This is a genomic window from Caballeronia sp. INML1, from assembly GCF_023631085.1.
Classification (GTDB): domain Bacteria; phylum Pseudomonadota; class Gammaproteobacteria; order Burkholderiales; family Burkholderiaceae; genus Caballeronia; species Caballeronia turbans.
In genome coordinates this window covers 40,013-62,213 of record NZ_JALQDT010000035.1, presented here as the reverse complement: position 1 = coordinate 62,213, position 22,201 = coordinate 40,013, and the positions used below count along the sequence as shown (strand labels likewise).

23 protein-coding genes, 1 tRNA gene and 1 pseudogene are annotated in these 22,201 nt (G+C 63.3%); 12 read left to right on the top strand and 13 right to left on the bottom strand.

Annotated features, from left to right (window positions below; all coding sequences use genetic code 11):
• Window positions 1-124: 124 nt before the first annotated feature.
• Genes argJ through NCR38_RS11590 form a run of 3 tightly spaced genes read left to right on the top strand, consistent with a single transcriptional unit; the run spans window position 125 to window position 2,681 of the window.
• Window positions 125-1,366 (top strand): bifunctional glutamate N-acetyltransferase/amino-acid acetyltransferase ArgJ, encoded by a 1,242-nt coding sequence (argJ, locus tag NCR38_RS11600; protein ID WP_250477103.1) that lies wholly within the window; start codon window positions 125-127, stop codon window positions 1,364-1,366.
• 23 nt (window positions 1,367-1,389) lie between these two features.
• Window positions 1,390-2,253, top strand: a complete 864-nt coding sequence (locus tag NCR38_RS11595) for an ATP-binding protein (RefSeq protein WP_061121491.1) — start codon at window positions 1,390-1,392, stop codon at window positions 2,251-2,253.
• Window positions 2,250-2,681: an NUDIX domain-containing protein gene (locus NCR38_RS11590; protein WP_250477102.1), complete on the top strand. Its 432-nt coding sequence runs from the start codon at window positions 2,250-2,252 to the stop codon at window positions 2,679-2,681. Before NCR38_RS11595 ends, NCR38_RS11590 begins: the two co-directional genes overlap by 4 nt.
• 13 nt (window positions 2,682-2,694) lie before the next feature.
• Here NCR38_RS11590 and yacG read toward each other — a convergent pair whose 3' ends face one another.
• From yacG to NCR38_RS11545, 9 genes and pseudogenes are all read right to left on the bottom strand, one after another.
• Window positions 2,695-2,886: a DNA gyrase inhibitor YacG gene (yacG, locus tag NCR38_RS11585; protein WP_061121493.1), complete on the bottom strand. Its 192-nt coding sequence runs from the start codon at window positions 2,884-2,886 to the stop codon at window positions 2,695-2,697.
• Window positions 2,887-2,956: 70 nt separating this feature from the next.
• Window positions 2,957-3,712, bottom strand: coding sequence for a cell division protein ZapD (zapD, locus tag NCR38_RS11580; protein ID WP_035510226.1), 756 nt, complete (start codon window positions 3,710-3,712; stop codon window positions 2,957-2,959).
• Window positions 3,713-3,882: 170 nt separating this feature from the next.
• Window positions 3,883-4,488, bottom strand: a complete 606-nt coding sequence (gene coaE, locus NCR38_RS11575; RefSeq protein WP_250477101.1) for a dephospho-CoA kinase — start codon at window positions 4,486-4,488, stop codon at window positions 3,883-3,885.
• 16 nt (window positions 4,489-4,504) lie between these two features.
• Entirely contained in the window at window positions 4,505-5,428 is a 924-nt protein-coding gene (locus tag NCR38_RS11570; RefSeq protein ID WP_250477100.1) for an A24 family peptidase, read from the bottom strand.
• Window positions 5,429-5,459: 31 nt separating this feature from the next.
• A complete protein-coding gene (locus NCR38_RS11565) occupies window positions 5,460-6,662 on the bottom strand; it encodes a type II secretion system F family protein (RefSeq protein ID WP_250477099.1) in 1,203 nt (400 codons plus the stop codon).
• Window positions 6,662-7,879 (bottom strand): annotated as a pseudogene (locus NCR38_RS11560) (GspE/PulE family protein). Before NCR38_RS11560 ends, NCR38_RS11565 begins: the two are co-directional and overlap by 1 nt.
• A 74-nt stretch (window positions 7,880-7,953) precedes the next feature.
• Window positions 7,954-9,243 (bottom strand): HlyC/CorC family transporter, encoded by a 1,290-nt coding sequence (locus NCR38_RS11555; protein WP_061121497.1) that lies wholly within the window; start codon window positions 9,241-9,243, stop codon window positions 7,954-7,956.
• Between the two features lie 144 nt (window positions 9,244-9,387).
• Window positions 9,388-9,464: transfer RNA gene (locus tag NCR38_RS11550), tRNA-Pro, on the bottom strand.
• 40 nt (window positions 9,465-9,504) lie between these two features.
• Window positions 9,505-10,497 (bottom strand): polyprenyl synthetase family protein, encoded by a 993-nt coding sequence (locus NCR38_RS11545; RefSeq protein ID WP_250477098.1) that lies wholly within the window; start codon window positions 10,495-10,497, stop codon window positions 9,505-9,507.
• 256 nt (window positions 10,498-10,753) lie between these two features.
• On the opposite strand from NCR38_RS11545, the gene rplU reads away from it, so the two are divergent.
• The 4 genes from rplU to proB all read left to right on the top strand — a co-directional run bounded on the left by rplU (window position 10,754) and on the right by proB (window position 13,764).
• Window positions 10,754-11,065: a 50S ribosomal protein L21 gene (gene rplU, locus NCR38_RS11540; protein ID WP_035511298.1), complete on the top strand. Its 312-nt coding sequence runs from the start codon at window positions 10,754-10,756 to the stop codon at window positions 11,063-11,065.
• A gap of 43 nt (window positions 11,066-11,108) precedes the next feature.
• Window positions 11,109-11,369 carry a 50S ribosomal protein L27 gene (gene rpmA, locus NCR38_RS11535; protein ID WP_008342952.1) on the top strand — a complete coding sequence of 87 codons (261 nt, stop codon included), beginning with the start codon at window positions 11,109-11,111 and terminating at the stop codon, window positions 11,367-11,369.
• A gap of 164 nt (window positions 11,370-11,533) precedes the next feature.
• On the top strand, window positions 11,534-12,619 hold the full coding sequence (gene cgtA, locus NCR38_RS11530) for an Obg family GTPase CgtA (protein ID WP_061121500.1): 1,086 nt from the start codon (window positions 11,534-11,536) through the stop codon (window positions 12,617-12,619).
• A gap of 26 nt (window positions 12,620-12,645) precedes the next feature.
• Entirely contained in the window at window positions 12,646-13,764 is a 1,119-nt protein-coding gene (proB, locus tag NCR38_RS11525; RefSeq protein WP_061121501.1) for a glutamate 5-kinase, read from the top strand.
• A 54-nt stretch (window positions 13,765-13,818) separates the two neighbouring features.
• On the opposite strand, the gene NCR38_RS11520 is transcribed toward proB, so the two are convergent.
• Together NCR38_RS11520 and NCR38_RS11515 are read right to left on the bottom strand one after the other, a co-directional pair.
• On the bottom strand, window positions 13,819-14,382 hold the full coding sequence (locus NCR38_RS11520; RefSeq protein ID WP_061121419.1) for a CNP1-like family protein: 564 nt from the start codon (window positions 14,380-14,382) through the stop codon (window positions 13,819-13,821).
• A 162-nt stretch (window positions 14,383-14,544) separates the two neighbouring features.
• On the bottom strand, window positions 14,545-15,189 hold the full coding sequence (locus NCR38_RS11515) for an RNA pyrophosphohydrolase (RefSeq protein ID WP_061121378.1): 645 nt from the start codon (window positions 15,187-15,189) through the stop codon (window positions 14,545-14,547).
• 246 nt (window positions 15,190-15,435) lie between these two features.
• Between NCR38_RS11515 and NCR38_RS11510 the strand changes: the two genes are divergently transcribed.
• The gene (locus NCR38_RS11510; RefSeq protein ID WP_250477097.1) at window positions 15,436-17,172 is read left to right on the top strand and encodes a proline--tRNA ligase; all 1,737 of its coding nucleotides are present in this window, start codon (window positions 15,436-15,438) and stop codon (window positions 17,170-17,172) included.
• A complete protein-coding gene (locus NCR38_RS11505) occupies window positions 17,172-17,771 on the top strand; it encodes a MarC family protein (RefSeq protein WP_061121380.1) in 600 nt (199 codons plus the stop codon). The genes NCR38_RS11510 and NCR38_RS11505 overlap by 1 nt, the downstream gene beginning before the upstream one ends.
• A 45-nt stretch (window positions 17,772-17,816) precedes the next feature.
• Here NCR38_RS11505 and NCR38_RS11500 read toward each other — a convergent pair whose 3' ends face one another.
• Both NCR38_RS11500 and ffh read right to left on the bottom strand, forming a co-directional pair.
• On the bottom strand, window positions 17,817-18,368 hold the full coding sequence (locus tag NCR38_RS11500; RefSeq protein ID WP_061121381.1) for a hypoxanthine-guanine phosphoribosyltransferase: 552 nt from the start codon (window positions 18,366-18,368) through the stop codon (window positions 17,817-17,819).
• A gap of 119 nt (window positions 18,369-18,487) precedes the next feature.
• Complete coding sequence (gene ffh, locus NCR38_RS11495; protein ID WP_250477096.1) at window positions 18,488-19,855, bottom strand: signal recognition particle protein; 1,368 nt, start codon at window positions 19,853-19,855, stop codon at window positions 18,488-18,490.
• Window positions 19,856-19,965: 110 nt separating this feature from the next.
• On the opposite strand from ffh, the gene NCR38_RS11490 reads away from it, so the two are divergent.
• From NCR38_RS11490 to ampD, 3 genes are read left to right on the top strand one after another with little or no spacing between them, the layout of a single operon-like run.
• Complete coding sequence (locus tag NCR38_RS11490; protein WP_061121383.1) at window positions 19,966-20,874, top strand: inner membrane protein YpjD; 909 nt, start codon at window positions 19,966-19,968, stop codon at window positions 20,872-20,874.
• Window positions 20,875-20,920: 46 nt separating this feature from the next.
• Entirely contained in the window at window positions 20,921-21,253 is a 333-nt protein-coding gene (locus tag NCR38_RS11485) for a PP0621 family protein (protein WP_061121420.1), read from the top strand.
• On the top strand, window positions 21,250-21,852 hold the full coding sequence (ampD, locus tag NCR38_RS11480) for a 1,6-anhydro-N-acetylmuramyl-L-alanine amidase AmpD (protein WP_250477095.1): 603 nt from the start codon (window positions 21,250-21,252) through the stop codon (window positions 21,850-21,852). The genes NCR38_RS11485 and ampD overlap by 4 nt, the downstream gene beginning before the upstream one ends.
• Window positions 21,853-22,201: the final 349 nt, after the last annotated feature.

Genomic DNA, 22,201 nt, shown 5'->3' with positions numbered 1-22,201 from the left:
ATGCGTCGTTTGTCTTTGCAGGTCCAATATTTCACGGCGCCGTCCCGCTCAGCGGAGCGGCGTCAGTCTTTCAAAGCGTGCCGGTCAGCCAACCGGCACTCGCCACCTTCAGCGAGACGCGAACATGGCCGTCAACTTCCCCTCGATCGATCCCGCAGCGCTTCATCCCGTCGCCGGCGTCACGCTCGGCTGGGCCGAGGCGAATATCCGCAAGCCCAATCGCAAGGATGTGCTCGTCATTCGCGTCGATGAAGGCGCGAGCGTCGCGGGCGTGTTCACGCAGAATCGATTCTGCGCCGCGCCCGTCACCGTGTGCCGCGAGCATCTGGCAGCCGTGGCGAAGGGCGGCAAGAGCATTCGCGCGCTCATCGTGAACACCGGCAACGCGAACGCCGGCACGGGCGAGCCGGGCATGGCGCACGCACGCGAGACGTGTGCGGAACTCGCGCGGCTTGCGGGCCTCGATGCGCAACAGATCCTGCCGTTCTCGACGGGCGTGATTCTCGAGCCGCTGCCGGTCGATCGTCTGAAAGCCGGCCTGCCCGCCGCGCTCGCGAATCAGAAGGCCTCGCACTGGTTCGACGCCGCGCAAGCCATCATGACGACGGACACGCTGCCGAAGGCATCGTCGCGTCAGGTGACGATCGACGGTCACGTCGTCACGCTGTCGGGTATCAGCAAGGGCGCGGGCATGATCAAGCCGAACATGGCGACAATGCTCGGCTTCCTCGCGTTCGATGCCAACGTGGCGCAGCCCGTGCTGGATCAACTGGTCAAGCACGTTGCGGATCGCTCGTTCAACTGCATCACCATCGACGGCGATACATCGACCAACGATTCGTTCATCCTGATCGCATCGGGCAAGTCGAGCCTGCCCGCGATCACGTCGACGGACTCGCCCGCCTACGCCGCACTGCGCGACGCGGTGACCGAAGTGGCGCAGGAACTCGCGCAACTCATCGTGCGCGACGGCGAAGGCGCGACGAAGTTCATGACGATCACGGTGGAAGGCGGCAAGGACGCGGCGGAATGCCGTCAGATCGCGTACGCGATCGGCCATTCGCCGCTCGTGAAGACCGCGTTTTACGCCTCCGATCCGAACCTCGGCCGCATTCTCGCGGCGATCGGGTATGCGGGCGTGACGGATCTCGACGTCGGCAAGATTGATCTTTATCTCGATGACGTTCTCGTTGCGAAGTCGGGCGGGCGCAATCCCGAGTACAAGGAAGAAGACGGCCAGCGTGTGATGAAGAAGAGCGAAATCGCGATTCGTGTGCTGCTCGGACGCGGCACTGCGAACGCAACGATCTGGACCTGCGACCTCTCGCACGACTACGTCAGCATCAACGCCGACTATCGCTCGTAAAAGCGACGCGCATCGATACGAACATGGACAAGCTCGAACAATTTCTCACGCGCGCCGAGGCGGTGCTGGCGCGCATCGAAGGCATGTTGCCGCCGGCGGCGCCCGATATCGATTGGGAATCCGCGGTGGCGTTTCGCTGGCGCAAGCGTCAGGGGCGTGGTTTCCTGCAACCCGTGCCGGCGATCTCGCAAATCTCGCTCGACGACCTGCAGAACATCGATCGTCAAAAAGGCCTGATCCAACAGAACACGCAGCAGTTCGTGAACAAGTTGCCCGCGAACAATGTTTTGCTGACGGGCGCGCGCGGCACGGGCAAGTCGTCACTGATCAAGGCGTGTCTGAACGCTTATTCGAAGGACGGTCTGCGTCTCATCGAAGTCGACAAGGACGATCTGCACGATCTCGGCGATATCGTCGATCTGATCTCGACGCGGCCCGAGCGCTTCCTCGTGTTCTGCGACGACCTTTCCTTCGAGGAAGGCGAGTCGGGCTACAAGGCGCTGAAGGTCGCGCTCGACGGTTCCGTCGCGGCGCAATCGGACAACGTGCTGATCTACGCGACGTCGAATCGCCGTCATTTGTTGCCGGAATACATGAGCGACAACGAGACGTACAAGCACACGTCCGATGGCGAGATTCACCCCGGCGAAGTGGTCGAGGAAAAGATCTCGCTGTCCGAACGCTTCGGGCTGTGGGTCAGCTTCTATCCTTTCAAGCAGGACGACTATCTGTCGATCGTCGCGCATTGGCTTAAGCACTTCGGCTGCCATGAAGCTGAAGTCGAAAGCGCTCGCGGCGACGCTCTCGTGTGGGCGCTGGAACGCGGGTCGCGGTCGGGGCGCGTCGCGTGGCAATTCGCGCGCGACTGGTCGGGACGCAAGCAATGACCGATTCGAAGAGCGACATCGCGCCCGATGGCCGCAAGGTAACGGAAGTGGCCGTCGGCGTGATGGTGCAGCACGACGGGCGTTATCTGCTCGCGCAGCGGCCCGCTGGCAAGCCGTACGAAGGCTACTGGGAGTTTCCCGGCGGCAAGCTCGAGCCGGGCGAGAGCATCGAGACGGCACTTGGGCGCGAATTGCACGAGGAACTCGGCATCGACGTCACCGCATGTCAGCTTTGGCGCACGCTCGAGCACGATTACCCGCACGCGTACGTGCGTCTTTTTTTCTGCAAGGTGACGGACTGGAAGGGCACGCCGCTCGGACGGGAAGGCCAGGCGATTGCCTGGCAAACGCTTCCTGTCGATGTCGCTCCGCTTCTGCCTGCGGCTATTCCGATCCTCGAATGGCTCGAAGAGGAAGAGCGCGAATAAGCGCGAGCGAAGGTCAGTTCAGGCCGCCGCGCGTATCGTCGTCCGGCGGCGTTTCCTGTGAATTACCCGAAATTTTGTACTTCTCGGCCGCCCACGCGCCCAGATCGATCTGCTTGCAGCGCTCGGAGCAGAATGGGCGAAAGCGGTTTTCCGGAACCCAGCGGACATCCTTGCCGCAGGTCGGGCATTTGACGACAGTGGTCATGACGGTAAGACGTGGCGAATCGCGCCGGCTTTGTTCGACATCTGATCCATATAGGGCCGGCTGATTCTATTCAAAGGCTGCAAAGCGTCAGATGGAAGGGGACGTCCACGTCCACGGCGCGCGGCTTCAGATCGCCGTCCTGCACCGTGAAGCGGACCCACAGCATGTACTTGTTCGCGCTCGCTTCGGGAATCACGCGAGTGTCCGGCGAAACGCGCACTTGCATCAGTTGATAGGTGCGGCCGGACAACATCTGCTGATAGCTGCCCTGCATCGCCATGACTTTCGACGCCTGACCCGATTCACGCGCGAGCCGCAACACGATGGCCGCCGCGTCGCGTAACGCGAGCATCGGCATGACCCACTTCGCGATGTCCTGACGCCGTTCTTCGACGGGCAACTGCTGCCACGCGTAATACGACGGCAGATCGAACTTGCATGTTCCGCCCGGAATGATCGTGCGGCTGCGGATGCTCGCGAGCCATTCGTTGTCGGCGAGATGCTGACCGGTCTTGCCATGCATGTCGGTGAGGCCGCCGAGCGTTTGCTCGATTTCGCCGAGCACCGCTTCGAGCGCTTCCTGTTCGATTCCAGGATTGCCACGGAACGGCGCGAGCGTCTGACGCTGCCGCTCCAGTTCCTTCATGAGGTCGGCCTTGAGATCCGTGCGGCCAGCGACTTCGGCGATCTCAAAGAGTGTCGTGAGCGCGACGTGATGTTCTCGCGCGTCTTCCTGAGTCAGAAAGAACGTGAAGCGCTCGAACAGGTCTTCGAGGCGCAGCAGCGTCCGGATTCGCTCGTTGAAGGGATACTCGTAAAGGATCAAGCGCACTCGCCTCGGCGTGGGTCGGTTGCTTCCATGAGCGGAAGTGAGCACATTCTAATGCCGCATCCTCACCCTAGCAAATCGGGGCATATTCGCTCGCGAAAGTGCTTGTTTTGGCGCAAATTCGGGAACTTTTCGACGATTTGGCTAACTCAGGCGATCGGCTCACCTTATCCGGATGACAGCGACAAATAACGCGCGTGCAGCGCGTCGACTTGCTGCGCCAGTGCGTCGTGCGTGGCCGTTTCGTCGTTGATGACGATATCGTCCGCTGCGGCGAGTCGCGCTTCGCGAGACGCCTGCTTCGCGATGATCGCGAGTACCTGTTCTCGCGTGAAGCCATTGCGCCGCATGACGCGGGCGATCTGCGTCTCGACCGGACAATCCACGACGAGCACACGTGACACGCGTGCAGCCCATTCGCCCGACTCGACCAGCAGCGGCACGACCACGATGTGATACGCACCTTGCGCCGCAAGTCTCTGTCGCTCGGTTTCAGCGCGAATCAACGGATGCACGATATGTTCGAGCCGCGCTTTCGCAGTGTCGTCGGCGAAAACGAGCCCGCGCATCTTCGCGCGATCGAGCGAGCCGTCTTCGGCGATGAAATTGTCGCCGAATTCGCTCGCGATGAGCGGCATCGCGACGCCGCCCGGCGCGGTGATCTGGTGCGCGATCAGATCCGTATCGATAAGCGGTACGCCGCGCGCCGCGAAGAGATCGGCGACGGTGCTCTTGCCGCTGCCGATGCCGCCGGTAAGACCAATGCTGAACATCCGTTGCTCCCTTCGATCATCCCAACAATGAATAGAGCGGTGTGCCGACGAAGAGCGTGATGACTCCGCCCGCCGCGAGAAACGGCCCGAACGGCAAGGGCTCCTCGAAACGCATGCGCTTGCGCCACGTCGCAACGATGCCGACCGCCGCGCCCGCTACGGCAGCGATCAGGACCACTTGCGCGAGTGCGGACCAGCCGAGCCACGCGCCGATCGCGGCGAGCAGTTTGAAGTCGCCGTAGCCCATGCCTTCCACGCCGCGCACGAGCTTGAAGAGCCAGTACACGCACCACAGAAAAAGATAACCGACGATCGCGCCCGTTACGGCGTCGTGAAGCGTCGCGAATCCGCCTTCGCCGAAATTGACGATGAGTCCCGCCCACAGCAGGGGAAGCGTCAGCACATCGGGAAGATAGCGCGTGTCGTAATCGATGAGGCCGGCCGTCAGCAAGGTCGCACACAGTCCGAACGCGGCCAGAGCCGGCCACGCGGGGCCGTAGGCGTAGAGCGAGAGCGCCGCGAGCGCGCCGCTTGCGAGTTCGATCAGCGGATAACGCGGGCTCACGCGCGCGCCGCACGCCGAGCAGCGCCCGCGCAATGCGAGATAGCTGATGACGGGAATGTTTTCCCACGCGCGCAGCACATGCTTGCAATGCGGGCATGCACTGCGCGGCACCGCGAGATTGAAGCGTTCGGGGTGCGAATCGGCGGCGGCGCGTTTGCCGGATTCGGGAGCTTCAGGAATCGTCGCGTCGACTTCGGCGCGCCATGCGCGCTCGAGCATGACCGGCAGGCGATGCACGACGACGGTGAGAAAACTGCCGATCACGAGACCGAACACGACAGCGAACCCGTACTGCATGGCGACGGGGAGCGCGGCGAACGCCGCCAGATAGCGGCTTGCGAAATGCGCGGCGGACGGATCGAACGAAGGCTGCATGATGGACGAACGGTTGCTTTGGCCCGCGATGCTACACCACGTTGCCGAGCTGAATGATAGGAAGATACATCGCGATGACGAGTCCACCCACGAGCGCGCCCAGCAGCGCGATGACGATCGGCTCGCACAGGCTCGCGAACGCGCCGATGCGCTCGTCCACCTGACGGTCCGCCAGCGTGGCGAGATCGAGGAGCATCGCGTCGAGCGAGCCCGATTCTTCGGCGACCGCGATCGGCTGCACGACATCTTGCGGAAAGCAGCCGGCGGCGCCCATGGCGACCGCGAGGCGCTCGCCATTGCGCAGGCGCGCGGCGATGTTGACCGTGGCGGCGTCGAATACGCGATTGCCCGTGGCGTGCGTGAGCGAGTCGAAAGCATCCGACAGCGGCGTGCCCGCCGAGAGCAGCGTCCCGAGCGCGCGGCTCCATCGGGCGACTGCAAGGGAGCGCAGCAACCTGCCTGCGAGCGGCAGGCGCAGCGCCGCGCGATCGACGGTTTCGCGCGCATCCGGCGAACGCTTCATCCAGCGCGACACCACAACCGCCGCGCATACGCACGCGAGGACGAACGGCACGCCAGCATGCGCGACGCCGTCCGACAGTGCGAGCACGAAACGCGTCGGCGCGGGCAGCGCGGCGCCGAAGCCGTCGAAGATCGTCTTGAATGTCGGCACGACGCCGACCAGCAAACCTGCGGTGATCGCGAGCGAAAGCAGCAGCACCATGACCGGATAGGTGAGGGCGGCGCGCAGTCTGGCGCGTTGCGATGCGGCGCGCTCGCGATCGTCGGCAAGCCGGGCGAGCACGGACGGCAGCGCGCCTGCCACTTCGCCAACCGACACCAACTGGCAGTACAGCGGGCCGAACGCCGCGGGATGCGCGGCGAGTGCAGCTGAGAACGGCACGCCACGCGTGATGTCGCGAGCCAATGCGCGCACGATGCGCGGCAGTCCGCCGCCCGTCGCACTGCCGGCCAGCAATTCGAGCGCCCCAGCGAGCGGCAGGCCTGCGCGCAGCAGGCCGGCGAGCTGCCGTGTGAAAACGGTCACCTCCGTCGTCTTCGCTTTGGGCGGCGGCGCGGCACCGAGCATGTCGAGTCCGGTGACGATCACGCCTTCCCGACGCAGCGAGCTGCGGGCCGAGAGCGCGTCGGCGGCAATGATCTTTCCCTGCTTTGGCCGGCCTTCGCTATCCATGCCACGCCAGGCGAAACGCAATTCGGGCGCGTGACTCATTATTCGGTCTCCGTCGCTTCGGCTGGTTCGGCGACGCTCGTCGCGCCTTCGCGGACGCGGGCGAAGGCTGCGTCGCGTAGCGAGGGCATGCCTTGCGCCTGCGCCGCGCGCGCGATTGCATGTGTTGCCGCGCGTGAGACGATCAGTTCCCGTAGTTCATCCGATACTGGCATCACCTGATGCACGCCCACCCGCCCGCGATAACCGATGCCATGACACGCCGGACAGCCGCGCGCTTCGAACGGATGAAATCCGTCCGTGAGGGGCAGCGCCGATGGCGTGCGGCAGGATTCGCACAGCTTGCGCACGAGCCGTTGCGCGGTGACGAGCCTGAGCGCGGACGCGAGGTTGTAGGGCGCCACGCCGATATCGATGAGCCGCGCGATCGCGGCCGGTGCATCGTTGGTATGCAGGGTCGAGAGCACGAGGTGTCCCGTCTGCGCGGCCTTCACCGCGACATCCGCGGTTTCTGCGTCGCGAATTTCGCCGACCATGATCACGTCCGGATCCTGACGCATGAACGCGCGCAGCGCCACGGCGAAGGGCAGCCCCGCCTATTCGCGCACGCTCACCTGATTGATGCCCGCGAGCTGGATCTCGACGGGATCTTCGACGGAGCACACGTTGCGCGCTTCGGCGTTGAGCATTTGAAGGAAGCAGTAGAGCGAGAGGGTCTTGCCGCTGCCGGTCGGGCCGGTCACGAGGATGAGACCGTGCGGAGCGCGAATCGCCGATTCGACCGTGCCGCTTTGCGCATCATCGAGGCCGAGCGCGGCGAGCGACAGATCGGGCGGCAGCGCGTCGAGGCGCCGCAGCACGAGCTTCTCGCCGAAGAGTGTCGGCAGCGAGTTGACGCGATAGTCGCCGATCCGCCCGCCCGGAAGAGTCAGACGCAGCCGACCGTCCTGCGGCACGCGCCGCTCGGCGATGTCCATGCGCGCCAGCACCTTGATGCGCGTGACAAACGCGTCGCGCAGGTGCGGCGGCGGACGCTTCAACACATGCAGCGCACCATCGACGCGCAGCCTGATGCGCCAGTCGTGCTCCGATGGCTCGACATGGATGTCGGATGCGCCGCGCTCGGCGGCCTCGCGCAGGGTCTCGGTGAGCAGCGAGACGGCGGGCGTTTCGTGATCGGATGCGCTATCGCGGGCCGCCTCGGACGTGCGGGCCTGGCGCGCGAACGTGTCGAAAGCGTCGCGGGAAGGGGAAGTCATGGGCGTCGGGACGTCGGAGTCGAGATGGTCCGATCATCCCGCCCGGCATCGCCCCCGCCCAGTCGTCCGAATGGCTAACGCAGCGCGCGTTTCTCGGGCCCGAGCGGACGGAAAATCTTGACGGTGCGGATCGCCTGATCGTCGCTGCGCATGACTTCGAAGGTCACACCCGCGATGCGCACCGACACGTCGCCGTCCGGGATGTCTTCGAGCGTTTCGAGGATTAGGCCGTTGAGCGTCTTCGGGCCGTCCGTCGGCAGCGTCAGATGCAGCCAGCGGTTCAGTTCGCGCAGCGGCATGCTGCCCGCGACGATGCATTCGCCATTCTCGTCCCAGCCGCCGCGCGAGCCGGTGCCGCGCGGGATCGTCGTCGTGAACTCGCCGATCAGCTCCTCGATGATGTCCTCGGGCGTTACGAGCCCCTGCAATTCACCGTATTCGTCGACCACGATCGCGATACGGTGACCGCTTTCCTGGAAGAACTGCAGTTGCTGGAACACCGGAGTGCCCGCCGGCACGAAGTAAGGCTCGGTGAGCAGCTCGCGCAGCGTTTCGCGTTCGAGCTCCTGGTTATGCAGCGCGGAGAGCGTCTTGCGTACATGCAGGATGCCGAGCACCCGGTCGATATCGCCCTGGAAGACGACCAGCTTGTTGTGATAGCACGTCTCGAGCTGATGCAGGATCTGTTCGAAGGGCGCGTCGAAGTCGAGCGCTTCGATGCGCCGGCGCGGGATCATCACGTCGTCAACGGTGATGTTCTCCAGATCGAACAGATTGAGCAGGATGCTGCGGTGCTTGGTCGGCATGAAGCTGCCGGTTTCGAGCACGATGGTGCGCAGTTCTTCCGGCGAAATCCGCTGATCGCGCTTGTTTTTCGTGTTGATGTGGAGCGCGGCGAGAATCGCATTGGCGAACAGGTTGACGAACCAGATCAGCGGCCGCGCGATGCGCATGAGCGGCGCGAGCACGAGGCTTGCGGGAAGCGCGACTTTCTCGGGATACGTCGCGCCGACGATCTTCGGCGCGATTTCCGCGAACACGATGATCAGGAACGCGATGACGCCCGTCGTGATCGACAGGACGAGGTTGTTATGACCGAAGGTGCGCAGCGCGATCGATGTCGTGAGCACGGGGATGATCGTGTTGATCAGGTTGTTCCCGATCAGGATCACGGAGAGAAGCTGGTCAGTCTTGGCGAGCAGCCCTTGCGTCGTGCGGGCGCGTAGCGACCCCTGGCTCGCCAGATATTTCAGGCGATGGCGATTGAGCGCCATCATCGACGTTTCGGAAATCGAGAAGAAGCCGGAAAGGAAGAGAAGCAGAAAGATGGCGCAAATTTGCGCCCATAAGGGAAGGTTGTCCACGCGGTGATCGAGTAGGGGCGGAGATGGGAGGCAATATAGCAGACGGGGCAGGAAAGCCAGCCCTGGCCGTTTGGCAAGCGTACGCGGTTTTCTTTGCCGGAAATAAAAAACCCGCATGGCGAACCATGCGGGTTTTTGCAATTCTGGTCGGGGTGAGAGGATTCGAACCTCCGGCCTCTACGTCCCGAACGTAGCGCTCTACCAGGCTAAGCTACACCCCGAATTCGACCAACTTGGACTCTTACGCCGTCTCAGTCTCGTTTAAGACTGTCTCGACGTCGAGTAAGAACATAATTCTAGCAGGCTCTCTTTGTAGATGGAAGAGGGAAATGAAGAAATCGCTTTCGCCGCTGCTTCTGCTTCCTTGCGCGCGCATTCGAGCGTGTGATCGAGTGCGCCGGACGTGGTGATCGCGTCGAAGATCGTCTCGAAACGATCCGTGCCGCCTTGCTCGATCGCTTCGCGCGCGAGCGCCGCCTGCTCCGGCGTGCCGTGTTCCATGAGATAGATGAGCGGCAGCGTAGGCTTGCCTTCGCGCAGGTCGTCGCCGGCGTTCTTGCCCATCGATTCCGGCGTGCCCGTGTAATCGAGCCAGTCGTCCATGATCTGGAACGCGGTGCCGATGCGCCGGCCGTACTCCGCCGCCGCCGCTTCGGTGCGCGCATCCGCGCCCGAGAGCACCGCGCCGAGTTGCGCGGCCGCTTCGAACAGCTTCGCCGTCTTGTAGCGAATCACTTGCATGTAGCGCGCTTCGTCCACGTCCGGGTCGTGCATGTTGAGCAGCTGCAGGACTTCTCCCTCGGAAATGATGTTGGTCGCGACGGAGAGAATTTCCATCACGCGCATCTTGCCGACGCTCACCATCATTTCGAACGAGCGCGAGTACAGGAAGTCACCGACCAGCACGCTCGCCGCGTTGCCGAACAGCGCATTGGCAGTCTTGCGGCCGCGCCGCAGATCGGATTCGTCGACGACGTCGTCGTGCAGCAGCGTTGCCGTATGGATGAACTCCACCACGGCGGCCAGTTCGTGGCGATGCCCGGTCGTGTCGCCCAGCGCGCCGGAGACGAGGAGCAACAGCGCCGGACGCAGCCGCTTGCCGCCCGCCCCGATGATGTACTCCGAGATCTGGTTGATCAGCATCACTTCTGATGCCAGGCGCTGCCGGATGACGCGATTGACGTGCTGCATGTCCTCGGCGATCGGGGCGAGCAGCGCGGCGGCGTTGGGGAAGGAAGTGGCGGTGGACGACATGATCGGCAGTAAAGGTAATCCGGCGGATTATAAGGCGAATCCGACAGACGACGGGACTTGGCTGCGTCGATTCGCGCGACGTCGGCGAAATTCAGACATGATTCGCTCCATTTTCGCCGAGGTTGGGGGCCGGATCGCGTGCCGTGCCGCGCGCGCGGGAGACGTCACGACACTTTGACGTCGAGCGTAACCCTATGTATAATCGCGTGTTTTCCCCGCGTGGTGCGTGGAAAAAGAATTTTGAGTGAGGTTCTCAATGTACGCGGTCATAAAAACCGGCGGCAAGCAGTACAAGGTTGCCGTTGGCGAAAAATTGAAAGTAGAACAGATACCGGCAGACATTGACGCTGAAATCACGCTCGACCAGGTTCTCGCAGTAGGCGAAGGCGAATCGATTAAGTTCGGTACGCCGCTGGTGGGTGGGGCTTCCGTCAAGGCTACCGTCGTGTCGCAAGGTCGTCACAAGAAAGTGACCATCTTCAAGATGCGTCGCCGGAAGCACTATCAAAAGCACGCTGGCCACCGCCAGAACTACACCGAACTGCGCATCGACGCGATCAACGCCTAAGGCGCGATCGTTCCGCACAGATATCGGTTAAGGAGCTAATGAAATGGCACACAAAAAAGCAGGCGGGTCTTCCCGCAACGGCCGGGACTCAGAGTCGAAACGCCTCGGCGTGAAGGTGTACGGCGGCCAGGCAATCAACGCGGGCGGCATCATCGTTCGCCAGCGCGGCACGCGCATGCATCCGGGTGAGAATGTCGGCATCGGCAAGGATCACACCCTGTTTGCGCTGGCCGACGGTCACGTTAAGTTCGTGACCAAGGGCGCCGCGAAGAAGCACACGGTCGTCGTCGTCCCGGCAGCGTAAATTTTACGCACGGGCTTCAGGACCGAAAAAAGGCCCCGCGAAGTTCGCGGGGCCTTTTTCATTTGATGCGTACAAACGGCGCATTGGATGAATTCAAGGATATCGGTGACCGGCAACGTCAGGTCACGGCAAAATAGCTGCAAGTACACGGGACGGAGCAACGCATGAAGTTCATTGACGAAGCGAGGATCGAAGTCATCGCCGGCGACGGAGGAGATGGCAGCGCGTCGATGCGCCGCGAAAAGTTCGTCCCGTTCGGCGGGCCGGACGGCGGCGACGGCGGCCGCGGCGGCAGCGTCTACGCAGTCGCCGATCGCAATATCAATACGCTGATCGACTATCGGTTTTCCAAGAAGCATCAGGCGCGCAACGGCGAAAACGGCCGCGGCTCGGATTGCTACGGCAAGGGCGGCGACGACATCACGCTGCGCATGCCGGTCGGCACCATCATTTCGGATCAGGAAACAGGCGAGATCATCGCCGATCTGACCGAGCATAACCAGCAAGTGTTGATCGCGCAGGGCGGTGCGGGCGGACTCGGCAACCTGCATTTCAAGTCGAGCACCAACCGCGCGCCGCGTCAGAAGACCGACGGCAAGCCGGGCGAGCGCCGCATGCTCAAGCTCGAGCTGAAGGTGCTGGCTGACGTGGGTCTGCTCGGCATGCCGAACGCGGGGAAATCGACGTTCATTTCGTCGGTGTCGAACGCGCGGCCGAAGATCGCGGATTATCCGTTCACGACGCTCGCGCCGAATCTCGGCGTGGTGCGCGTCGGGCCGAGCAAGAGCTTCGTGATCGCCGACATTCCCGGCCTGATCGAAGGCGCGGCGGAAGGCGCGGGGCTCGGGCATCGCTTCCTGCGTCACCTGCAGCGCACCGGCGTGCTGCTGCATCTCGTCGACATGGCCCCGTTCGATGAAAACGTGGATCCCGTCGCCGAAGCGAAGGCCATCGTCAACGAACTGCGCAAGTACGACGAGTCGCTCTACGAGAAACCGCGCTGGCTCGTGCTGAACAAGCTCGACATGGTGCCCGAGGACGAGCGCGAAGCGCGCATTGCCGATTTCGTCGGCCGCTTCGAGTGGGACGGCCCGGTTTTCGAAATTTCGGCGCTGACGGGCCAGGGCTGCGAGGCGCTCACCTACGCCATCTACGACTACATTTCGCAGCATTCGGACGCGTCGCGCGCGGCGGAAGCGGAAGATCTCGCCGCCGACGTGCGCTTTCGCGACGACGCAGCGAAGGATTAAACGCTACCACGAGGAGAAAGCGCACGATGCGTTCGGTCATCGCCGCTGCGAAGCGAATCGTAGTGAAAGTTGGGTCCAGCCTCGTCACCAACGACGGGCGCGGGCTCGACCACGCGGCAATCTCGCGCTGGGCGTCGCAGATCGCGGCGCTGCGGGAGCAGGGCAAGGAAGTCGTGCTCGTGAGTTCGGGCGCGATTGCGGAAGGCATTCACCGGCTCGGCTGGACCAAGCGGCCGCGTGAAATCGACGAACTGCAGGCGGCCGCCGCCGTTGGACAGATGGGCCTCGCGCAGGTCTACGAAAGCAGTTTCGGCGCGCACGGCATCCGCACCGCGCAGATTCTGCTCACGCATGCCGATCTCGCCGACCGCGAACGCTATCTGAACGCGCGCTCGACGCTGCTCACGTTGCTGCGCCTCGGCGCGGTGCCGATCATCAACGAGAACGACACGGTCATCACCGACGAAATCAAGTTCGGCGACAACGACACGCTCGGCGCACTCGTCGCGAACCTGATCGAAGGCGATGCGCTCGTCATTCTCACCGATCAACGCGGTCTCTTCACCGCCGATCCGCGCAAGGACCCGAACGCGACGCTCGTCGAGCAAGCCGATGCCGGCACGCCCGAGCTCGAGCAGATGGCCGGCGGCGCGGGCTCGAGTCTCGGACGCGGCGGCATGCTGACCAAGATCCTCGCGGCGAAGCGCGCGGCGCACAGCGGCGCGAACACGGTGATCGCGAGCGGCCGCGAAGCCGATGTGCTGACGCGCCTCGCGTCGGGCGAGTTGATCGGCACGCAGCTCATCGCGCGCACGGCCCGCATCGCGGCGCGCAAGCAGTGGATGGCGGATCACTTGCAGGTGCGCGGCCACGTCGTGATCGACGGCGGCGCGGTGCAAAAGCTCACCGCTGACGGCAAGAGCCTTTTGCCGATCGGCGTGATCGACGTGAAAGGCGCGTTCGATCGCGGCGAGGTGATCGCCTGCGTCAACGATCAAGGGCAGGAGGTCGCACGCGGCATCACGAATTACAGCAGTTCGGAGGCGCGGCTGATTCATCGGCGGCCGAGCGGCGAAATCGAAACGGTGCTCGGTTACATGCTGGAGCCCGAGTTGATCCATCGCGACAACCTGGTGCTCGTGTGATACGAAAAAGCCCGCTGATCCAGCGGGCTTTTTGCACTTTGGCGCACCGTGAAATCAGCGCAGATTGATCGAGCTCTGCGTGCGCTTGTACTGCATGTTGTTGACGATCTGCTTCGCCGTACCGACCGGCAGCTTGCTCGCGCAGAAGTAGTCCTGATACAGCGCCGCCTGATACGCGTTCAGCTCGCCGTTCTCGATACGCTTGAAGTCGAACGCGGAACCCTGATCCCAGCCGTTCTGATCGTCGTTGATGCTCGCGTAGCGGCGCCATTCGTAGGTGTCGCAACGAATGCCTTCATAGTTGACGTTTCGCGCGCCCGCCGGGCTCGTCGCGACGATCACGTAACGCACGACGCCATCCTGACCGACCGTAAGCGTCGTCTTGTCGACGGAAAACGTGAGCGGCGTGTTCTGCGATACGGTGAACGCGATCAGATTCGACGCCTGCGGCAGAGGCGGCATGGTGTCGATCTTCTCCTCGGCCCAGGTCGATTTGCGATCGAGCAGATAAGTGAAGACGCCGTCGTCCTGCGTGGACGGGCCTTTGTTGCTGGAGCAGCCGGCGAGCACGGCAAGCACTGCCGCGGATGCCGCGATTACCGCGAGTGAGGCATTCACTTTCAATTGAGTTTTCCCGGAAACATGCGCGCGGGACACGAAGCGCCCGCCCGGCGGAACAAAGCGAAATGGCACGGCGAGAAGTTCGCCGTGCCATCGATCGAAGTCGTGTCGAGTGTCAAAGTGTGCGAGGAACCGCTGCGATCAGTCGCACGCCCGGGTTCACGATGAGCGCTGCACGATCACATGCACTTCTTCGCTGACCGTGCATTCTGCCTGAACCGCCGCGCCGGAGGCAGTAACGGCAGGCGCTTCGATCGTCATTGTCTGGAGCACGCGTGGATAGCGCGGCCCATGATGCGCGGCTCGCTCGCCGCGTTCGCCGCGGGAGTTGGTTCGCCGCAGGAAGCGGGACAGCTCGGTGAGAGCCATTTGATAAACGTCGCGCTTGAACTCGATGACCGCATCCAGCGGTACCCAATACTCGTTCCAGCGCCAGGCATCGAACTCCGGATGGTCCGTCGCACGCAGGCAGATGTCGCAATCACGTCCCACCATGCGCAGCAGAAACCAGATCTGTTTCTGACCGCGATAATGTCCGCGCACCTCGCGCTTGATGAACTTGTCCGGCACCTCGTAACGCAGCCAGTCGCGCGTGCGACCAACAACTTTCACATGCTCCGGTAGCAGGCCGGTTTCTTCGTGTAACTCCCGATACATCGCTTGCACAGGGGTCTCACCGTATTTGATGCCCCCTTGCGGAAACTGCCAGGAATGTTCACGCAGCCGCTTGCCCCAAAACACTTCGTTGCGCGCGTTCAAGAGGATGATGCCGACGTTCGGGCGAAAGCCTTCACGATCCAGCATACAGCCACCTTCAAATCCTTTAAAATTGCTTTGATTATAAACAGTTAACGGACCCCGCGCACCGGCACGAACCCGAATTCGGGGCACGTTGTCCGAGCAGGGTGCAAGGCGCTTTGCCAGGCCACGCGGAAGACGGCAAAATCTTCTTCCTTGCAATGCCGTCGACCGTTTCCGTCGTTCACCCTCGTTTCGCTTGCTCCGGCGCCGCAACGGCTCCGAAGCGCGCGCCGCTTTTGGAAAATTTGAATGAAAGCATCCCGTTTCTTCATCGGCACCCTGAAAGAAGCTCCCGCCGACGCCGAGATCGTCAGCCACAAGCTCATGATGCGCGCCGGCATGATCCGTCGTGTCGCGGGCGGCATCTACGATTACATGCCGATCGGCCTGCGCTCGGTGCGCAAGGTCGAAGCCATCGTGCGTGAAGAGATGAACCGCGCGGGCGCGCTGGAGTTGCTGATGCCCGCCGTGCAGCCCGCCGAACTGTGGCAGGAGTCGGGCCGCTGGGAGCAATACGGTCCCGAACTGCTGCGCTTCAAGGATCGCCACGAGCGGGACTTCGTATTGGGACCGACGCACGAGGAAGTCGTCACGGACATCGCGCGCCGCGAGATCAAGAGCTATCGCCAGTTGCCGGTGAACTTCTACCAGGTTCAAACGAAATTCCGCGACGAGATCCGCCCGCGCTTCGGCGTGATGCGCGGCCGCGAATTCATCATGAAGGACGCCTATTCCTTCGATAAGGATCTCGACGGTCTCGCCGAGTCGTATCGCAAGATGTACGAAGCCTATGTGCGCATCTTCACGCGCATCGGGCTGGAGTTCCGGGCGGTCGCGGCGGACAACGGCTCGATCGGCGGCAGCGGCTCGCATGAATTCCATGTGATCGCGGACACGGGCGAGGACGACATCGCCTATTGCCCGAGCTCGGACTTCGCAGCGAACGTCGAAGCCGCGGATGCCTTGCCGCTCATCGCGCAACGCGCCGCACCCACGGAAGAACTGAAGAAGACGCCGACGCCGGGCGCAGCGAAGTGCGAAGCGGTCGCGCAGCTTTTGAACATTCCGCTCGAACGCACGATCAAGTCGATCGTTCTCGCGACGGACAACGAAGGCGCCGAGCCCACGATCTGGCTGCTGATGCTGCGCGGCGATCATTCGCTCAACGACATCAAGACTGGCAAGCTGCCTGGCCTGAAGGGTTATCGCTTCGCCACGGAAGCCGAGATCATCGAATGGTTCGGCACGCCGCCGGGCTATCTCGGCCCGATCGGCACGAAGAAGCCGGTGCGCGTGATCGCGGATCGCACGGTCGCGAACATGAGCGACTTCGTTGTCGGCACGAACGAGGTCGATTACCACACGACCGGCGTGAACTGGGGCCGCGATCTGCCCGAGCCGGAAGTGGCGGACATCCGCAATGTCGTCGCGGGCGATCCCTCGCCGGATGGCAAAGGTACGCTCGAAATCTGCCGTGGCATCGAAGTGGGCCACGTGTTCCAGCTCGGCACGAAGTACTCCGATTCGATGGGCGCGACCTTCCTCGACGAAAACGGCAAACCCGCGCCGATGCAGATGGGCTGCTACGGCATCGGCGTGACGCGCGTGCTGGGCGCCGCGATCGAGCAGAACTTCGACGACAAGGGCATCATCTGGCCGGAAGCCATCGCACCGTTCGAAGTCGTGATCTGCCCGATGGGCTACGACCGCAGCGACGCCGTGCGCGAGCGGGCTGACAAGCTCTACGCGACGCTGCAGCAAGCGGGCATCGACGTGATCCTGGACGATCGCGGGGAGCGTCCGGGCGTGATGTTCGCGGACTGGGAACTGATCGGCGTGCCGCATCGCATCGTGATCGGCGATCGCGGGCTGAAGGAAGGCAAGCTCGAGTATCAGGGCCGTCGCGATACAGAGGCCACGCTGCTGCCGGTCGATGAAGCGGCGGACGTCGTCACGGCAAAGGTGCGAGCCGCGCTCGGGAAGTAATGCAGTACAACTTCCTGTCGGCGACGATCCTGCTGCTGCTGATCACCGATCCGCTCGGCAACATTCCGATCTTCATCAACGCGCTGCGCGGTGTCGCCAAGGAGCGGCGCCGCGTCGTGATCCTGCGGGAAGTCGCGATCGCGTTCGTCATCCTGCTGATTTTCATGCTGGCTGGCGATCGGTTTCTGCGCGCGATGAACCTCACGGATCTGTCGTTGCGCATCGGCGGCGGGATCGTGCTGTTTCTCATCGCGCTGCGGATGATCTTCCCGCATCCGGACGGCCCCATGGGCGGCGATTCGCGCGGCGGCGAGCCGCTGATCGTGCCCCTCGCCATTCCCGCGCTGGCGGGCCCTTCCGCGCTCGCGACGGTGATGCTGCTGACTTCGCAGGCGCCCGGCAAGATGCTCGAATGGATCGGCGCGCTGTCGGTGACGATGATCGTCTGCGCGATCGTGCTGGTCCTCGCGGAAAAGATCCAGCAGTGGCTCGGTGAGCGGGCGGTCACGGCGTTCGAGCGTTTGATGGGGCTCGTGCTCGTGGCGATTTCCGTCGAGATGATGCTTACGGGTATACGCACTTTCGTGCATCAGCTATAAAAAAAGCGGCCTCGGCCGCTTTTTTTACGTCGTTTCGAAGAGCGGTTACGCGCCTTCGGTCAGTGCCCGAATCGTCGGCAAATTCCGCCAGTAGCCCTTCGCATCCATCCCGCATCCGAAGACGTAACGATCCGGCACCTCGAATCCACAAAAATCCGGACGCAGCGGCTTCGCCTTCGGAATGATCTTCTCGCACAACACGGCGGACAGGAACGTCTTCGCGCCCATTGCCATGATGCGGTCGCGGATCGCGGCCATCGTTTCGCCTTCGTCGAGGATGTCATCGAGCACGAGCACGACGCGATCCTTCACCGATTCCGCCGGCGCCACGCGCCATTGCATTTCGCTGCCGCCCTTGATGGCGTTGCGATAGCGCGTCAGGTGGATGTAATCGAATTCGAGCGGGAAGTCGAGATGCGGCAGCAGCATGCCGGTGAACACGGCCGCGCCCCCCATGACCGAGAGCACGAGCGGGAAGTCGTCTTGCGTCGCCGTCTTGATGGCCGCAGCCATCTTGCCGATCGATGCGTTGACTTCGTCAGCCGTCACGATCTCTTCGGAGTGGCTGAAAATATGGAGGGCTTCTTCGCGATTCATAGGGAAAGCGGGGGAGAGGCTGACTTCTTAGTGTGGAAAAAAACGGCGGCGTGCGCCATATGATAAACCCGCGCTCTGCGCCACGTCGGGCGAAAGAGCGCGGGCTCGGTGAGGGCGTTTCAGCGCATGCCGGGCAGCATGCCTTTCATGCCGCGCATCATCTTCTGCAGATTGCCGCCTTTCAGCTTCTTCATCATGCCGCGCATCTGTTCGTACTGATTGAGCATGCGGTTCACTTCCTGAACGTGCACGCCCGCGCCGGCGGCGATGCGGCGCTTGCGCGCGGCCTTGATGAGCTCGGGCTTCGCGCGCTCCTGCAGCGTCATCGAATTGATGATGCCTTCCATGCGGCGCATCTGCTTTTCCGCGTTGTTCATGTCCGCGCCTTGCGCGGCCTGCTGGAACTGCGCGGGTAATTTGTCCATGAGCGACGAGAGGCCACCCATCTTCTTCATCTGCGACAGTTGTGCCTTGAAGTCGTTCAGGTCGAAGTCGCCGCCTTTCTTGACCTTGTCGGCGAGCTTCTGCGCCGCTTGCTGATCGACGCCGCGTTGCGCTTCCTCGACGAGCGCGAGAATGTCGCCCATGCCGAGAATCCGGTTCGCCATGCGATCCGGATGGAAGACTTCGAGCCCGTCGAGTTTTTCCGCGACGCCGACGAACTTGATCGGCTTGCCGGTGACGTGCCGCACGGAGAGCGCCGCGCCGCCGCGCGAATCGCCGTCGAGCTTCGTGAGCACGACGCCGGTGAGCGGCAGCGCGTCGTTGAACGCCTTCGCGGTGTTGACCGCGTCCTGACCTAGCATGGCATCGACGACGAAGAGCGTTTCGGCGGGCTTGAGCAGCGCGTGCAGCTCGCTGATCTCGTTCATCATCGCTTCGTCGATACCGAGGCGACCGGCCGTATCGACGATCACAACGTCGTGATAGTGGCGCTTCGCCCAATCGATCGCCGCGCGCGCGATGTCGGCAGGCTTCTGATTCGCTTCCGACGGGAAAAAGTCCGCGCCGACCTGCTCGGTCACGGTCTGCAACTGGCGGATCGCGGCGGGGCGATACACGTCGACGGACACGGTGAGCACCTTCTTCTTGCTCTTCTCGCGCAGAAGCTTGGCGAGTTTGCCCGTCGTAGTCGTCTTGCCCGCGCCCTGCAAGCCTGCCATCAGGATGACGGCGGGCGGCGCGACGGCGAGATTCAGCTCGGCGGCCTTGCCTTCGTAATCGCCGCCGATCACCGCCGTCAGTTCCTTCTGAACGACGCCGACAAGCGCCTGACCCGGCGAGAGACTCGACACGACTTCTTCGCCGAGCGCCTTTTCCTTCACCTTCGCGATGAACTCCCGCACGACCGGCAGCGCCACGTCCGCTTCGAGCAGCGCGAGCCGCACCTCGCGCAGCATCTCCTGCGTGTTGGCCTCGGTGAGCCGGGCCTCGCCGCGTAGCGTCTTGACGACGCGCGCCATCCGTTGAGTGAGGTTATCGAGCATGGGGAAAAGGTAGAGAATGCGGCCCTTTTTCAGCGCGGGACGACTCGGCGCCCTGCGTTGCCGCAAGGGGGAAAACGTCGCGATTCAAGGGCCTAGTGTAAACTTCGAACATGGATATTGTACTGTATGCCCTCACTGCGCTTCTCTACGGCGGACTTGCCGTAGCGGGCTGGCGCGCGCATCGCCACACGGCCGTCGAGCCGGCGCTGGCCGGCGTGCCTGCGGGCATGGCGCCCACGGCGGCGCCGAAGATGTCGGCGGGCATGGGCGGATTGGGGCGCGCTCTATTATTAATAGCGTTGCTGGTCCACGGCCTCTTGCTGCACACGACCATCTTCCCCCAGAACGCAATGGTCTTCGGCTTCGCGTTCGCGCTCTCCGCGATGTTCTGGCTCGGTGCCGGCATCTACTGGATCGAAAGTTTCTTCTTTCCGCTCGACGGCCTGCGCCTGCTCGTGCTACCGCTTGCGTGCGTCGCGTCGCTGCTGCCGCTCATCTTCGGCGGCGTGCGCGTGCTGCCGTACTCCGCGGCGCCGATGTTCAAGCTGCACTTCCTGATCGCGAACATCGCATACGGACTCTTCGCGATCGCCGCGCTGCACGCCGTCCTCATGCTGATGCTCGAACGCCGTCTGCAGCGCATGCGCGGCATGGCGACGCGTCATACGGGCAACGGCTGGCTCGCGAGCTGGCTCGACACGCTGCCGCCGCTTCTGACGCTCGAAAAGCTGCTGTTCCGTCTGATCGCGGCGGGCTTCGTGCTGCTCACGCTTACGCTCGTGTCGGGTATCGCGTTCAACGAGCAACTGGTCGATCGCGCGCTGCGCTTCGATCACAAAACCGTGTTCGCCTTCGTCTCCTGGCTGATGTTCGGCGCATTGCTCACCGCGCGCCGCGTCTCGGGCTGGCGCGGACGCGCCGCATTGCGCTGGGTGCTGGCCTCGTTCGCCGCGCTGTTGCTCGCGTATGTGGGCAGCCGCTTCGTGTTCGAAGTGCTGCTGCATCGCGCGGTCGTCTGAACGCGTGAAGGCCCGAACGGGCGCACTCCTTACCGGCATTGAATCGATGCGAAATTTCCTCTTTCTGATCCTCCTCTTCTTTGTGAGCCAGTGGCTCCTGAAGAAGCTGCGCCGCGCGAACGAGCGCGCGCAGCAGGGCGAGGCCCAGGCAGGCGGTGCGGCCGCCGGCGGCGCCAACGGTGCGCATCGTGCGCGCAATGGCAGTGGCAACGGCGCCGCGGGTAGCACGCCGCAACTCGCCGATCCGCTGATCCGTTGCGCGCAATGCGGCGTGCACACGCCGCGCAGCGAGTCGATCGTCGCCGCGGGCGAGCGCTTTTGTTGCGCCGATCACGCACGCCATTACGCGAGCCGCCCGACCGGCCGCGACGCGCGATGACCATGCATGTCGCCAGGCAAGGCGATCCGCACATCGACGCGCAGGGCTGGCTGAGCACCGCGACGCGCCTGCCGTCGCCAAACTTCGAGGCGCGTCCCGGCGACGCCGTGCCGACGCTCATCGTCGTGCACAACATCAGCCTGCCGCCGGACGATTTCACGACGAACTCGATCGCCGACTTTTTCCTCAACAAGCTCGATCACGATGCGCATCCGTACTTCGATCGTCTGCGCGGCATGCGCGTGTCGGCGCACTTCGTGATTCGTCGCGACGGCGCGATCGAACAGTTCGTTTCCTGCGATGAACGCGCGTGGCACGCGGGCGTTTCGTCGTTCTGTGGACGCGAGCGCTGCAATGATTTTTCGATCGGCGTCGAACTCGAAGGCAGCGATCGCGTGCCGTTCGAAGACGCGCAGTACCGCGCGCTCGTCGCGCTCGTGCGCGTCGTCGTGAAGCGCTATCCGATCGACGCGGTGGCCGGGCATTCCGACATCGCGCCCGGCCGCAAGACGGATCCCGGCCCGCACTTCGACTGGCCGCGCCTGCGTCACGACAGCGCGCTGCCGCCTTCATTCTTTCCGTTTCAGTCCAACATCTGAGTGCTGCGTAAGGTCTGTCTCGTTGCGGCGCAGCAGGGTCGCGCGCGAGGCCTTGCCGTGCTTTGCGATAGCAAAAGTCAACCCCGCAACGGCGGACTCAGGGCAAATAAAACTTTTTGAGACTCGGCGGATGTCCACTATACTTGGTGCCGAAAGACGTACTTTGCACTAGATCTTGTGTTGTTGAGGCGGCGCCCGCTCCGATGAGCCGGCGCCGCCAGCTTTCCGGCGTAGAGAAGTTGGGCTGGCCCGGGGCGATGCGCGAGAGCGCTTCTTCTTGCGAGGAGAGAGGCGTCGGGCGCATCGGGCGCCAGCGAGCAGCACCGTGAAGAAGGCATGCAAGCAAGCG

Bases quoted from the DNA above. Each gene is read 5' to 3' on its own strand.
- argJ (WP_250477103.1), top strand. From the start codon at position 125: ATGGCCGTCAACTTCCCCTCGATCGATCCCGCAGCGCTTCATCCCGTC.
- NCR38_RS11595 (WP_061121491.1), top strand. From the start codon at position 1,390: ATGGACAAGCTCGAACAATTTCTCACGCGCGCCGAGGCGGTGCTGGCG.
- NCR38_RS11590 (WP_250477102.1), top strand. From the start codon at position 2,250: ATGACCGATTCGAAGAGCGACATCGCGCCCGATGGCCGCAAGGTAACG.
- yacG (WP_061121493.1), bottom strand. From the start codon at position 2,886: ATGACCACTGTCGTCAAATGCCCGACCTGCGGCAAGGATGTCCGCTGG.
- coaE (WP_250477101.1), bottom strand. From the start codon at position 4,488: ATGTTCAGCATTGGTCTTACCGGCGGCATCGGCAGCGGCAAGAGCACC.
- NCR38_RS11570 (WP_250477100.1), bottom strand. From the start codon at position 5,428: ATGCAGCCTTCGTTCGATCCGTCCGCCGCGCATTTCGCAAGCCGCTAT.
- NCR38_RS11565 (WP_250477099.1), bottom strand. From the start codon at position 6,662: ATGAGTCACGCGCCCGAATTGCGTTTCGCCTGGCGTGGCATGGATAGC.
- NCR38_RS11545 (WP_250477098.1), bottom strand. From the start codon at position 10,497: ATGTCGTCCACCGCCACTTCCTTCCCCAACGCCGCCGCGCTGCTCGCC.
- rplU (WP_035511298.1), top strand. From the start codon at position 10,754: ATGTACGCGGTCATAAAAACCGGCGGCAAGCAGTACAAGGTTGCCGTT.
- rpmA (WP_008342952.1), top strand. From the start codon at position 11,109: ATGGCACACAAAAAAGCAGGCGGGTCTTCCCGCAACGGCCGGGACTCA.
- cgtA (WP_061121500.1), top strand. From the start codon at position 11,534: ATGAAGTTCATTGACGAAGCGAGGATCGAAGTCATCGCCGGCGACGGA.
- proB (WP_061121501.1), top strand. From the start codon at position 12,646: ATGCGTTCGGTCATCGCCGCTGCGAAGCGAATCGTAGTGAAAGTTGGG.
- NCR38_RS11515 (WP_061121378.1), bottom strand. From the start codon at position 15,189: ATGCTGGATCGTGAAGGCTTTCGCCCGAACGTCGGCATCATCCTCTTG.
- NCR38_RS11510 (WP_250477097.1), top strand. From the start codon at position 15,436: ATGAAAGCATCCCGTTTCTTCATCGGCACCCTGAAAGAAGCTCCCGCC.
- NCR38_RS11505 (WP_061121380.1), top strand. From the start codon at position 17,172: ATGCAGTACAACTTCCTGTCGGCGACGATCCTGCTGCTGCTGATCACC.
- NCR38_RS11500 (WP_061121381.1), bottom strand. From the start codon at position 18,368: ATGAATCGCGAAGAAGCCCTCCATATTTTCAGCCACTCCGAAGAGATC.
- ffh (WP_250477096.1), bottom strand. From the start codon at position 19,855: ATGCTCGATAACCTCACTCAACGGATGGCGCGCGTCGTCAAGACGCTA.
- NCR38_RS11490 (WP_061121383.1), top strand. From the start codon at position 19,966: ATGGATATTGTACTGTATGCCCTCACTGCGCTTCTCTACGGCGGACTT.
- NCR38_RS11485 (WP_061121420.1), top strand. From the start codon at position 20,921: ATGCGAAATTTCCTCTTTCTGATCCTCCTCTTCTTTGTGAGCCAGTGG.
- ampD (WP_250477095.1), top strand. From the start codon at position 21,250: ATGACCATGCATGTCGCCAGGCAAGGCGATCCGCACATCGACGCGCAG.